Genomic DNA, 13,443 nt, shown 5'->3' on the forward strand with positions numbered 1-13,443 from the left:
ATAAGGTTTTTTAGTATGTAAAGTCTTTGTATCTGTGGCTCAAAAAAAAATCAGACAGAATGAAAAAAACAATTTTAATCACGGGTGCTACAAGCGGAATTGGTAAAGCAACAGCACAAATATTTGCTCGTAACCATTATAAAGTGATTATTTGTGGAAGACGGGAAGAACGGCTGACCGAACTGGAAAAAGAACTTTCAGAATATACTGAAGTACATTCTTTAGTTTTTGATGTCAGGGATAAAAATGCTGTTTTTGAAAGTATAAGTTCATTACCGGAATATTTTTCTCAAATTGACGTTTTAATTAATAATGCCGGGAACGCACACGGATTAGATCCGATTCAGAATGGTGATGTTGACGATTGGGATGCGATGATTGATATTAATGTAAAAGGGCTTTTGTATGTTTCTAAGGCAATCATTCCACAAATGGTTGAAAGAGAATCAGGTCATATTATTAACATAGGTTCAACAGCCGCAAAAGAGGTTTATCCGAACGGAAATGTATATTGCGGATCAAAACATGCGGTAGATGCTATCACACAGGGAATGAGAATTGATTTGAACCTGCACAAAATTAAAGTAAGCGGAATAAATCCTGGTTTGGTTGAAACAGAATTTAGCGAAGTACGTTTTAAAGGGGATGCAGAAAGAGCTTCAAATGTTTATAAAGGTTTTGATCCTTTAAAAGCAGAAGACATTGCTGATATTATTCATTTTGTGGTTTCACGACCATACCATGTTAATATTGCCGATTTAATTGTTATGCCGGCAGCACAGGCATCGTCAACAATTGTGAAAAGGCACTAGCTTAGATTTTAGACTACCTTAGACTTTTCAGATTTGGGTTGTTTATAATAATCTGAAAAGTCTAAAATAAAATAATCTAAGAAGTCTAATAATCTAAGCCAGTCTAATATCTGAAATAATGATCAATAAACGTCTTTTAATAAAAAACCTACTCGCTCATAATGATGAGAGCAGTTTTTATGATAAAAAAAGGCAGCTGAATTTGCATTCGCGTGAAGGAAAAGGAAAATTCCTGAAACACATTTGCGCATTGTCAAATTCAAATCCTACTAATAATTCTTATATTGTTGTGGGTGTTGAAGATCATGATAACGAAATTGTGGGTGATGACTTTTTTGATGACAGCCGGATTCAGAATCTTGTCAATGCTTTTTTAGAAAACCCTCCTAAGATTCAGTACGAAAATGTACCTTTTCCAAATCTTCCAAAGGACAAAGTAATAGGATTGGTTACCATTAAACCTAAAAGCCAGATTTCGTTTTTCAAAAAAGGAATTCATACTATCCCGGCAAATAGCATTTTTGTCAGGCGCGGTAGTAATTCGGTTCCTGTAGAAGGCGAAGTAGAAAAAAATTATCAGAATACCGAAACTGTTATAGGAATCGAAAATAGTTCACGAAACAGTATTCAGTACACACTTGACGGGGTATTTGATTTTATGAATTTCAGGCATAAGGATATGTCGCCAAAATATAGGGTTTTTAAAGAATTGTTTGTGATCTGCTGGGCTGGAGTACCAAAACAATCAAGAGATAAAACCTTTCTTTCACGTGTGGATATTGAATTGATAAATGAACAAATTAAACTTTTCTATTCGGCTCAGGATGTTGTCACTATTGTTTTTGATGACGATACTTTTACCATAACCGAGTATGTTCCTCTGGGATTAAATGATAAAACAAGTTACTATCCGTTAGAAAAACAAACCATACATTTTTTTGACAACGGATATTATAAAATTGACCGGCAAATGCTTTTTCAGCCGCCCGAATTCAATAAACGAATGCTGTTTCATATCTACAATTCAAATATTGCTCTGCTTCAAAAACTGCAAAAAGGCTTTGCTTTATCAGAACGGGAACTAAAAGATTTAGAAAACCTGCCGTCTACTTTTATGATTTGTTACCTGAATGGTTTTGACGAAGCGAAACAAAAACTCATTGACGCTAAATTGCTATTAAAACCTTTTGGACAGGTGTATTTATCATTTAAAGAAGCATTGCGAATTTTGCGTAAAATGAAATACGATGTTCAATAAAATGGTTGAGGTGTAGAGATGCTCAGTGCATTTAACTCAATTTAAGAATCTATAAAAATTTCAAATATTTACTCACTTCTTTATACGGAAATAAAATCTCTTTTGGCCCGTCTGCATAAGAAGCTGCTTCATAAGAGTTGTAATATAAAAGTAGTCCTTCGGTGGTATAAAATATATTCTGTGGCAGTTGGAACTTATCATTTTCAAACATCAAACCGGTTGAATTGATATTGGTGTTGTCCGGAATTTTATATTTTTTCCGAAATTCTTTTTCGGCGAAAGTTTTAAATTCTTTTTCGTTTTTAAACAATTCGTTTTTAAAAATAGTTTTTCCCGTATTGGGATTGAAGAGGAGTGAACGATATCCCTGATAGCCATGAGCGCCTCCAGTAAAAGTATAGTGATCAATTTTTATATTTAAAATCTGATCAGAATGGTATTCGACATTTCCTGTAATTTTCGCTTCCCATCCAAAAGTTTCGGTTGGGAATTTTTCACGCATTTCTTCATACGAATCAATGAAAGAATTGGCGATCGAATTGTAATCTTTTGCGTTTGATGGCTTTTCGCCAAAATAAACGATTTCTTTTAAAACATTTAATATTTTTTTGTTGATACTATCTGCTGTTACAGGGATATTTTTTGCGATTGGTATATCGATTGTAATTTTAGGACAATCTTTTTTACAGGGTATTTTGGATTTTTTTTCAAAAACCTCGTTTTCAAGAGTCAATGTTTTAGTACAGCCGGTGAATAATATAATCACTATGAGAAGAAGAGTGCAGTGTTTCATCTTAAAAAGTGTTAATTATATACAAAGGTAAGAAGATGAGTCAGGATTAGAATAAATTAAAAGGTAAATTTGTGAAAGTATTAAGTGTTTTGAAATTGTAACTGTATGAAACAAGTAATGTTAATTGGTGAGTTACAGTATTGATTATTTGTAAATTACGCTTAAGTATAACAAGATAAAATTAAAATTCAATATATGAAATTCAATACTAAAGTGATACACGGAGGTCAGCATCATGACCCTGAAACAGGAGCTGTTATGCCTCCGGTTTATCAAACTTCTACTTTTGTTCAGACGAGTCCGGGAAAGCCATTAGGGGATTACGAATATAGCCGTGCATCGAATCCAACCCGTACAGCATTAGAAAATGCGTTGGCAAGTATCGAAAATGGTACACGTGGTCTTGCTTTTTCTTCTGGTTTGGCAGCTACTGATTGTATTTTGAGATCTTTTAAAGCTGGTGACGAAGTAATCGCTATGGATGATTTGTATGGAGGGACTTACAGGATGTTTTCAAGAATTTATAAAGATTCGGGGATTAAATTCCATTTTGTTGATATGACTGATATTGCAAAATTAAAGTCTTTAATAAATGATAACACCAAATTGATCTGGATAGAAACACCAACCAATCCTTTGATGAAACTGGCAGATATTGAGGAAGTAGCCAAAATCACAAAAGAAAATAAAATCTGGCTGGCAGTTGACAATACTTTTGCGACACCTTATCTGCAGAGACCACTTGATTTAGGAGCAGATATCGTAATGCATTCAGCAACAAAATATTTAGGAGGACATTCAGATGTGATTGCCGGGGCTATAATTGTAAAAGATGAAGCTTTAGGAGAACAATTGCACTTTCAGCAATTTGCGACCGGAGCGACTTTGGGACCAATGGATAGTTTTTTGGTTTTAAGAGGAATAAAAACACTATCGTTACGAGTGCAGAGACATTGTGAAAATGGAGAAAAAATCGTTAAATTTTTAAGCAGTCACCCTAAAATCAAAACGGTTTATTATCCTGGTTTAGAGAGTCATCCTTTTCATGAAATTGCCAAAAAACAAATGAAAGCTTTTGGAGGTATGGTATCTTTTGATTTTGTTTCAGGTAAAAAAGAAGATGCTGTTTCATTTTTAGAAAACCTAAAGGTATTTACTCTGGCAGAATCCTTAGGAGGAGTAGAATCCTTAGCGAACCATCCGGCTTTAATGACTCATGCCTCAATTCCGGCAGATAAAAGAGCAGAGGTTGGTATTACTGATGATCTTGTCCGCTTAAGCGTAGGCATAGAAGATGCAGAAGATTTAATAGCTGATTTAGAGCAGGCTTTGAAATAAAAAAAACAATCCCCAATTCTTTCAAATTGGGGATTGTTTATATTTTTTTTTAGAATTCTAAATAATGTGAATATCCAAAATTGAACCAAACCTGTGAGTCATTTGCCTTGTTTTCTTTGTAAAGATCACGATTAGGATTTAATCCGTCAATCCAGTCAGAATTGAATCCCTGATAACGAATCTCAAAAAGTAAATCGTTCATTTCATTTAGCTTATATTGTACGCCAACTCCAAGAAGTACAGAAAACGCAATGCCGTTTTCAGTAGAAAAACCATATTGATGACCGTCTGAGGGTACTAAATATTTGTCAAAAGTTGTAGCAGGTGTTCCTAATGGACCAAGAGAAGAACTGGCTTTAGTGTCGTAATAACTCGCCATGGCACCTACACTAAAATAAGGATAAAAACTGCCTACATGTTTTTCGAACTCATGTATTGTCATAAAAGGAGAATAATTCAACTGAGCTCCAATATTTAAAGTACTTGTTTTTCCACTCATAGCTTTTAATTTTTCCTTTCCAGCAGATGGTTTGCCTTCAATCCATTTTCCATAATGCTGAAAATTAGTGTGAGTGAAAGAAATTTCAGAGCGAACTTTAAAATGTTCGTTAAAATATTCGTTTCCGTTTGCGGCAGACGAAAAGTTTATCCAGTGTACCGCTCCGATTCCAAAACCCGTATTTCCAACATTTGTTGAAGCATCGTGTCTTTGTCCGTAGTCAGACTGAAAAGCTACTGGACCAGCGATTAATCCAATTTCGTAGGCTAATTGTGCATTTGATACCGTGGAAATACCAAATAATGTGAAAAAAGTTAGTACTATTTGCTTGAACATGAGTTTTTGGGCTTTCAAATCATTGGCAAATATATAAAAAACATAACCGACTTTAAAATAATTAATTAGCCAATTAAAAAATAAGTAATGAAACCCTTAAAACACTACTCATAATATTGGGTTTAATTTAGAAAATAATAGTTGTTAATGTGAATTTTAAATTTGTTTGAAAAATATACAATTCTGCTAAAAATGTTATAAAAATGAATTTTGAAATATGATTTTGCTTTACCTTTGTTATAAATAACGAAAACGTTTTCTTAAAGGATGTTTTCTTATTTTACTGATACAAATAAATGATTTGTTAGCGTAATTTATTTCAAAATGATGAAACAAAAAATAAATGAGTTTATGGCTCTTGTAGAGTCAAAAAATCCAAATGAACCTGAATTTCTTCAGGCTGTTAGAGAGTTTGCAGAGACGGTAATTCCGTTTATCGCAGAACAAAAAAAATATGATGGAAAAAACCTGCTGTTGAGGATAGCTGAGCCTGAACGTTCGGTAATATTTAGAGTTCCATGGGTTGATGATAAAGGAGAAATCATCGTGAACAGAGGATTTAGAATTCAGATGAACTCAGCAATCGGACCATATAAAGGAGGAATAAGATTTCATCATACTGTAAATCTTTCGGTATTAAAATTTCTGGCTTTTGAACAGGTTTTTAAAAACAGTCTTACGACTCTCCCAATGGGAGGAGGAAAAGGGGGTTCTGATTTTGACCCCGAAGGGAAATCTGATGCTGAAATTATGCGTTTCTGTCAATCCTTCATGACAGAGCTATGCCGACATATTGGTCCGGATCTGGATGTTCCGGCAGGGGATATAGGTGTTGGAGCAAGAGAAATTGGATATTTGTTTGGTCAGTATAAAAGGATCAGGAATGAATTTACAGGAGTTTTAACCGGAAAAGGTCTGGCTTACGGAGGTTCACTGATAAGACCTGAAGCTACTGGTTATGGAGTGGTGTATTTTACAGATCAAATGCTGCGTACTATAGGACATGAAATAAAGGGAAAAAGAGTGGCTATTTCAGGTTTTGGAAATGTGGCCTGGGGAGTTGCTTTAAAAGTAAATGAACTAGGAGGGAAAGTAGTCACACTGTCTGGTCCTGATGGCTATATTTATGATGAAGAAGGAATTTCCGGAGAAAAAATAGACCACATGTTGGAGATGAGGGCAACCGGCGACAACAAAGCAGAAAGATATTTAGAGAAATATCCAAATGCTGTCTTTCATAAAGGGAAAAGTCCTTGGGAAGTAAAAGTAGACATTGCAATTCCGTGCGCTACTCAAAATGAATTAAATGGTGAAGACGCTCAAAAGCTTATTGATAATGGAGTACTGTGTGTAACTGAGGCTGCAAACATGCCTTCTACATTAGATGCAATTAAATTGTTTTTAGATAATAAAGTGCTGTTTGCACCTGGAAAAGCTGCTAATGCAGGTGGAGTTGCTGCTTCGGGATTAGAAATGACACAAAATTCTATTCGTCTTAACTGGACAAGTGAAGAAGTAGATTTAAGGCTAAAAGACATCATGGTTGGAATTCACAATCAGTGTAAAAAATACGGTGTTGAAGAAGATGGTTATGTTAATTATGTAAAAGGAGCTAATATAGCCGGATTTGTTAAAGTTGCTGATGCTATGCTTGCTCAGGGAGTAGTATAAACATTTTAGAATTTATAAATATGCCTTCATTCTTTTCCTTAAATCAGAAGAGAATCGAAGGCATTTTTGTGTGCCAAATTTTCTTCTGCTTTAAAAAAGAATAATTTAAAACAGAACAAAAATCAAATACTTTCGTTTGTAGTATATTTGTCAATCTGAATCTTTTAAGCAAATGAAAAAAAAGTTTTTATATATTCTGTTTTTTTTAATTATTCAAAAATGTTTTTCTCAGGGAGCATTATCCTGGCAGGGCTATTTTTCATACAATAATATTAAAGATATTGCTATAAGTTCAGCATCAATTATTGCCGCTTCAGAAAATGCTTTGTTTTCAAAAAATTTAGCGACTAATATCCTTAAAACTACAACTACTATCGATGGACTTTCAGGACAGACTATATCTTCAATGTATTATAGTGAGTCGTTTAAAAAAACAATAATAGGCTATGAAAACGGGCTGATTATGGTTGTAAATGAAGATGGGAGCATGCTTAAAGTGGTAGATGTAATCAATAAACAACTGCCTTCTAATCTAAAAAAAATCAATCACTTTATGGAGCAAAACGGATTGGTTTATGTTTCCTGTGATTTCGGAATTGTACAGTTTAATTTAGCAACTTCTAAATTTGGTGATACTTATTTTATTGGCGATGCCGGTGCTGAAATTAGTGTAAAACAGACTACTTTTTTTAATGGCTTTATTTATGCAGCTACTTCAAACGGAATAAGGCGGGCCAGTATTACCAATGCAAATTTGGTAGATTATAATCAATGGACAGTTGTTAATTCCGGTGACTGGTCCAGTGTAGAAACCTTAGATACAGAACTCATAGCAATCAATGCTGCAGGGTACATTCATCGTTATAATTCAAATTCGTTTGTGACTTTTTTTCAGCTTCCACAGTCTTCTACAGATATGAGAGTGGCAAACCATCAGTTGTTTGTTACAACTCCGGCAGCAATTTACATTTATGACAATCAAATGGTTCTGTACCGTCAGATTTCGAATACTCAGGTTGTAGATGCCGGGGTCAATTTTGTCTGCTCATCTGCAATTGGCGATGCTATTTATATTGGCACAAGAGAGAATGGTTTGTTTAGCTCATCTTTATCGATTTCTAATGCTTTTGTAGATAATACACCTCAGGGACCTTTGCGAAATAATATTTTTTCAGTAGATGTATTTTCAAGTCAGGTGTGGATGGTTTATGGGGATTATACGGTGAATTATAATCCTTATCCTTTAGACAGTTACGGAGTAAGTAAATTTACTTCTTCTGGATGGGTGCATATTCCTTATTCTGAAGTTTTTGATGCTAAATCATTGACCAGGGTTGTAATAAATCCAAAAAATGAAAACCAGGTGTATGTCAGTTCTTTTTTTTCAGGATTGCTAAAAATTGAGAATGATGTCCCTTCAATTTTGTACAATGAAAAAAATAGTGGTTTGGAGAGTTTGACATTTGCGGGGCCAAACTATATAGATATTCGGATTAATGGAACTGCATTTGATAAATCAGGCGATTTATGGATTACCAATAGTCTGATTAAAAATGGTCTAAAGGTCTTAAAAGCAAATGGTCAATGGCTAAGTTATTCTATGACAGGGATTCTTGATAATCCTGAAAATGTTTCATATTCAGATATTGTTATTGATAAAAACAATACAAAATGGATAGGTACTAATACTAGTGGTATTATAGCATTTAATGAAAAGAATAATATATATAAAAAGGTTACGGAAGGATCTGATAATGGAAATTTGCCAAGTACCGATATAAGGTCGATGGCAATTGATACTAAAAATCAGCTTTGGATAGGGACTTCAAAGGGGCTTCGCGTATTGTCTAATGTTGGGAATTTTCAATCAGATTCACAATTAAAAGCAAATCCAATTATTATAATGGAAGATAATTTGGCGCAGGAATTATTATACGAACAATTTGTAAGTTCCATTGTAGTAGATGGCGCTAATAACAAATGGATAGGTACTGTCGATTCAGGGGTATTTATGGTATCTCCCGATGGACAGCAGACAAAATATCATTTTACTATAAATAATTCTCCTCTGCCAAGTAATACTATAAATGATATTCAAATAAATAATACTACTGGGGAAGTTTTTATAGTTACAAATAAAGGGATGATTTCCTTCAAAGGTGTATCAACAGAAGCAAATGAAAATCTGAACAATGTTTACGTCTATCCCAATCCGGTGCGTCCTGCTTATGCAGGAACAGTGAAAATTACAGGATTGATTGATAAAGCCAATATAAAAGTAACTGATATAGAAGGTAATTTAGTTTATGAAAAAATATCAGAAGGAGGTACAATCGAATGGGATACCACCGCTTTTGGTAAATATAAAGTAGCTTCGGGCGTTTATATGATTTTCATTTCTGCACAGGATGGAAGTGAAACAAAAGTCAAGAAAGTGATGATTATACGTTAGTCTGAAAGTCAAAAGTCAAAAAATCTAAAATTGCTTGTTAAAACCAAAGCCATAGTAATTTCATCCTTAAAATTTCAGGAAAAAAGCCTGATAGTAAAATGCTTCACACTATCAAACGGGCTGAAATCTTATTTTGTGCGTGATGCTTTTTCGAGTCGAAAATCAAGTCAGAAGATGGCGTATTTTCAGCCGTTTTCGATTTTAGAAATTGAAGCGGTTCATAAAAACAAAGGGACTTTAGAAAATTTTAAAGAAATAAAAAGTGCTGTTCCGTTTCAGAGTATTCATACTGATATTGTAAAAAGTACGATGGTAATGTTCCTTTCAGAAATGCTGCATTATTCTATTCAGGAAGAAGAAAAAAATGAACAGCTTTTCCTTTTTTTAGAAACTGCCCTGACCTGGCTGGATCATCATAACGAAATTTCTAATTTTCATCTAATCCTGCTTTTGGAAATGACTAAATACCTCGGATTTTATCCGGATGTTTCAGAAACTGATTTGCCTTTTTTTGAAATGAATGAAGGTGTTTTTACACTTTTTCAAAATGGAAATGTGTTGTCTGAACATGAAACGAACTTGTTTAAAAAACTGATTGGACTAAAATTCGATAACGATCAAAAAGTCTTTCATGTTTTAGAAAGACAAATTCTTCTGAGAATTCTAATCGATTATTATAGTCTGCATTTGGAAGGGTTTAAAAAACCAAAATCTTTAGAAATTTTAAAAGAAATTTTTTCTTAAAATCAGTAAAAGAAACAATCTTTGTTATAGAGTCTAATCTGAATTTATTGAAAAAGGTCTTTTTTGCTTCATCTTTTATCTATTTTCCTCAAAATTCCTTACTTTCGCACCTCGTTTAAGAAAAGGATAAAATGAGTACAAAATTTACTGAATACAAAGGACTTGACTTGCCAACGGTAGCGTCTGAAGTTCTTGATTTTTGGAAGAAAGAAAATATATTTGAAAAGAGTGTAACCACTCGCGAAGGTGCTGAGCCTTTCGTATTTTTTGAAGGTCCGCCTTCAGCAAACGGATTGCCTGGTATTCACCACGTAATGGCACGTGCGATTAAAGATATTTTTTGCAGATATAAAACTCAAAAAGGTTTTCAGGTTAAAAGAAAAGCCGGATGGGATACTCACGGTTTGCCTGTAGAATTGGGTACTGAGAAAGAATTAGGAATTACAAAAGAAGATATTGGTAAGACAATTTCGATCGAAGAATATAACGAAGCGTGTAAAAAAACCGTTATGCGTTATACAGACGTATGGAATGATTTGACCGAAAAAATGGGTTATTGGGTAGATATGGAAGATCCGTATGTGACGTATAAGCCAAAATATATGGAATCGGTTTGGTGGCTTTTGAAACAAATCTACGATAAAGGTTTGTTGTACAAAGGGTATACAATTCAGCCTTATTCTCCAAAAGCAGGAACAGGATTATCTTCTCACGAGGTAAATCAGCCGGGAGCTTATCGTGATGTTACAGATACTACAATTATAGCGCAATTTAAAACTTTGCCAGAAACGCTTCCGAGCTTTTTACAAGGTTTTGGAGATATTCACATTTTAGCTTGGACGACAACGCCTTGGACATTGCCATCGAATACCGCTTTAACAGTTGGTCCAAAAATCGATTATGTTTTAGTAAAAACTTTCAATCAATATACTTTTGAGCCAATCAATGTTGTTTTGGCTAAAAACTTAGTTGGAAAACAATTCGGAAAAGGATTTTTCTTGAGTGAAGATGATGCTGACTTTGATAACGTTAAAAACGGTGACAAAAAACTTCCATACAAAATCTTAACCGAAGCAAAAGGAGCAGATTTAGTAGAAATTCGTTACGAGCAATTATTGCCTTATGTATTGCCATATCAAAATGCTGAGAATGCATTTAGAGTAATTGCAGGTGATTTTGTTACAACAGAAGATGGAACGGGAGTTGTACATACAGCGCCTACTTTTGGTGCAGATGATGCCAAAGTAGCAAAAGAAGCAAAACCAGAAGTTCCACCAATGTTGGTTTTAGATGAAGAAGGAAATGCAGTTCCTTTAGTAGATTTACAAGGAAAATTCACATCGCATTTAGGTGATTTGGCTGGTAAATATGTTAAAAACGAATATTACGATGCAGGGCAAGCTCCAGAGAAATCTGTCGATGTTGAAATCGCTATTCGTCTTAAAGAAGAAAATAAAGCATTTAAAGTTGAAAAATACGTGCACAGTTATCCACACAGCTGGAGAACAGACGAGCCGTTATTATATTATCCTCTAGATTCATGGTTCATCAAAGTAACCGATGTAAAAGATAGAATGTTCGACCTGAACGAAACTATCAATTGGAAACCTAAGTCTACTGGTGAAGGACGTTTTGGAAATTGGTTAAAAAATGCCAACGACTGGAACTTATCTCGTTCTAGATATTGGGGAATTCCGTTGCCAATTTGGAGAACTGAAGACAAAAAAGAAGAAGTTCTTATTGGTTCTGTTGAAGAATTATACAATGCGATTGAGAAATCTATCGAAGCTGGTTTTCAAAAAGAAAACCCATTTAAAGGTTTCGAAATCGGAAACATGTCTGAATCAAATTATGAGTTAATTGATTTGCACAAAAATGTAGTCGATCAAATTACTTTGGTTTCGGCTTCAGGCCAGCCAATGAAACGCGAAAGCGATTTGATTGACGTTTGGTTCGATTCTGGAGCAATGCCGTATGCACAATGGCATTATCCTTTCGAAAACCAGGATAAAATTGACGGGAATAAAGATTTTCCGGCTAATTTTATTGCTGAAGGAGTAGATCAGACCCGTGGATGGTTTTATACCTTACACGCGATCGGAACTTTAGTTTTTGATAAAATTGCATACAAAAACGTAGTTTCAAATGGTTTGGTTCTGGATAAAAACGGACAAAAAATGTCTAAACGTTTAGGCAATGCGACAGATCCTTTTGAAACGATTGCAGAATACGGTCCAGATGCGACTCGTTGGTACATGATTTCAAACGCAAATCCTTGGGATAACCTGAAATTTGATATTGAAGGAATTGCTGAGGTTCGCCGTAAATTCTTTGGGACACTTTACAATACGTATTCATTCTTCTCGTTATATGCAAACATCGACGGATTTAAATATGAAGAAGCCGAAATTCCGTTAAACGAAAGACCTGAAATAGATCAATGGATTATTTCTGAATTACATTCATTAATCAAATTTGTAGATGAATGTTATGAAGATTATGAACCTACAAAAGCGACAAGAGCAATTTCTGATTTCGTTCAGGAAAACTTAAGTAACTGGTACGTTCGTTTATGCCGTCGTCGTTTCTGGAAAGGTGAATATGCTAAAGATAAAATTGCAGCTTACCAAACGCTTTACACTTGTTTGCTTACAATCAGTAAACTAAGCGCTCCGGTTGCTCCGTTTTTTATGGATAAATTGTACAGAGATTTGACAGCTTCTACTGGAACCGAGAATTTTGCTAGTGTTCACCTGGCTGAATTTCCAAAATTTGTCGAAAACTTTGTTAATAAAACGTTGGAGAGCAAAATGCAGAAGGCGCAAACTATATCTTCTTTGGTTTTATCACTACGTAAAAAAGAGATGATTAAAGTGCGTCAACCTTTGCAAAAGGTAATGATTCCGGTACTTGACGAGAATCAGCGTGCTGAAATCGAAGCGATTTCTGACCTGGTAAAAGCGGAAGTAAATGTGAAAGAAGTAGAGCTTTTAGACGATGCTTCAGGTATTTTAGTGAAGCAGATTAAGCCTAATTTTAAAGCTCTTGGCCCACGTTTTGGAAAAGATATGGGTCTGATTTCTAAAGAGATACAGGGTTTTTCTGCGGATCAGATCAATCAGTTGGACAAGCAGGGAACGTTAGATATTGTTATTTCTGGAAATAATGTAACTTTATCATTAGAAGACGTCGAGATAACATCTCAGGATATTGAAGGCTGGCTGGTTGCAAATTCAAACGGAATTACAGTTGCGCTTGATATTACAATTTCTGAGGAATTAAAAAATGAAGGTATCGCGAGAGAATTAGTAAACAGAATTCAGAATATCCGTAAAGATTCAGGATTTGAAGTTACTGATAAGATTAATATACAAATTAAAAGAAACGGTATTTTAGAAGAGGCTGTTTTAAAAAATGAAGGCTATATTAAGTCTGAGACACTGACAGAAGATTTGGTTTTTGTGGACGTCTTAGAAAACGGCACAGAAATTGAGTTTGATGATATTAAAACATTGATATTAATTTCAAAATAATTATAAG

General features: G+C 34.4%; 9 protein-coding genes. 7 read left to right on the forward strand and 2 right to left on the reverse strand.

Going from position 1 to position 13,443, the window contains the following annotated elements; genetic code table 11:
- The first annotated feature begins 59 nt into the window (after window positions 1–59).
- Together AAEO57_RS19630 and AAEO57_RS19635 are read left to right on the forward strand one after the other, a co-directional pair.
- Window positions 60–812 (forward strand): SDR family NAD(P)-dependent oxidoreductase, encoded by a 753-nt coding sequence (locus tag AAEO57_RS19630; protein WP_341694730.1) that lies wholly within the window; start codon window positions 60–62, stop codon window positions 810–812.
- 118 nt (window positions 813–930) lie between these two features.
- Window positions 931–2,070, forward strand: a complete 1,140-nt coding sequence (locus AAEO57_RS19635) for an ATP-binding protein (RefSeq protein ID WP_341694731.1) — start codon at window positions 931–933, stop codon at window positions 2,068–2,070.
- A gap of 49 nt (window positions 2,071–2,119) precedes the next feature.
- Here AAEO57_RS19635 and AAEO57_RS19640 read toward each other — a convergent pair whose 3' ends face one another.
- Window positions 2,120–2,863, reverse strand: coding sequence for a DUF3298 and DUF4163 domain-containing protein (locus tag AAEO57_RS19640; protein ID WP_341694732.1), 744 nt, complete (start codon window positions 2,861–2,863; stop codon window positions 2,120–2,122).
- A 195-nt stretch (window positions 2,864–3,058) separates the two neighbouring features.
- Between AAEO57_RS19640 and AAEO57_RS19645 the strand changes: the two genes are divergently transcribed.
- A complete protein-coding gene (locus AAEO57_RS19645) occupies window positions 3,059–4,201 on the forward strand; it encodes a cystathionine gamma-synthase (RefSeq protein WP_341694733.1) in 1,143 nt (380 codons plus the stop codon).
- Window positions 4,202–4,250: 49 nt separating this feature from the next.
- Here the strand turns inward: AAEO57_RS19645 and AAEO57_RS19650 are convergent, their stop codons facing one another.
- Entirely contained in the window at window positions 4,251–5,036 is a 786-nt protein-coding gene (locus tag AAEO57_RS19650) for a THC0290_0291 family protein (RefSeq protein ID WP_341694734.1), read from the reverse strand.
- A 327-nt stretch (window positions 5,037–5,363) separates the two neighbouring features.
- On the opposite strand from AAEO57_RS19650, the gene gdhA reads away from it, so the two are divergent.
- The 4 genes from gdhA (at window position 5,364) to ileS (ending at window position 13,436) form a co-directional block, all read left to right on the forward strand.
- Window positions 5,364–6,707: an NADP-specific glutamate dehydrogenase gene (gdhA, locus tag AAEO57_RS19655; RefSeq protein WP_341694735.1), complete on the forward strand. Its 1,344-nt coding sequence runs from the start codon at window positions 5,364–5,366 to the stop codon at window positions 6,705–6,707.
- Window positions 6,708–6,879: 172 nt separating this feature from the next.
- The gene (porZ, locus tag AAEO57_RS19660; RefSeq protein ID WP_341694736.1) at window positions 6,880–9,159 is read left to right on the forward strand and encodes a type IX secretion system anionic LPS delivery protein PorZ; all 2,280 of its coding nucleotides are present in this window, start codon (window positions 6,880–6,882) and stop codon (window positions 9,157–9,159) included.
- 30 nt (window positions 9,160–9,189) lie between these two features.
- Window positions 9,190–9,903, forward strand: a complete 714-nt coding sequence (gene recO, locus AAEO57_RS19665; RefSeq protein ID WP_341694737.1) for a DNA repair protein RecO — start codon at window positions 9,190–9,192, stop codon at window positions 9,901–9,903.
- A 131-nt stretch (window positions 9,904–10,034) separates the two neighbouring features.
- On the forward strand, window positions 10,035–13,436 hold the full coding sequence (ileS, locus tag AAEO57_RS19670) for an isoleucine--tRNA ligase (RefSeq protein WP_341694738.1): 3,402 nt from the start codon (window positions 10,035–10,037) through the stop codon (window positions 13,434–13,436).
- Window positions 13,437–13,443 lie beyond the last annotated feature (7 nt).

The sequence above is a fragment of the Flavobacterium calami genome (genome assembly GCF_038290035.1).
Taxonomy (GTDB): domain Bacteria; phylum Bacteroidota; class Bacteroidia; order Flavobacteriales; family Flavobacteriaceae; genus Flavobacterium; species Flavobacterium calami.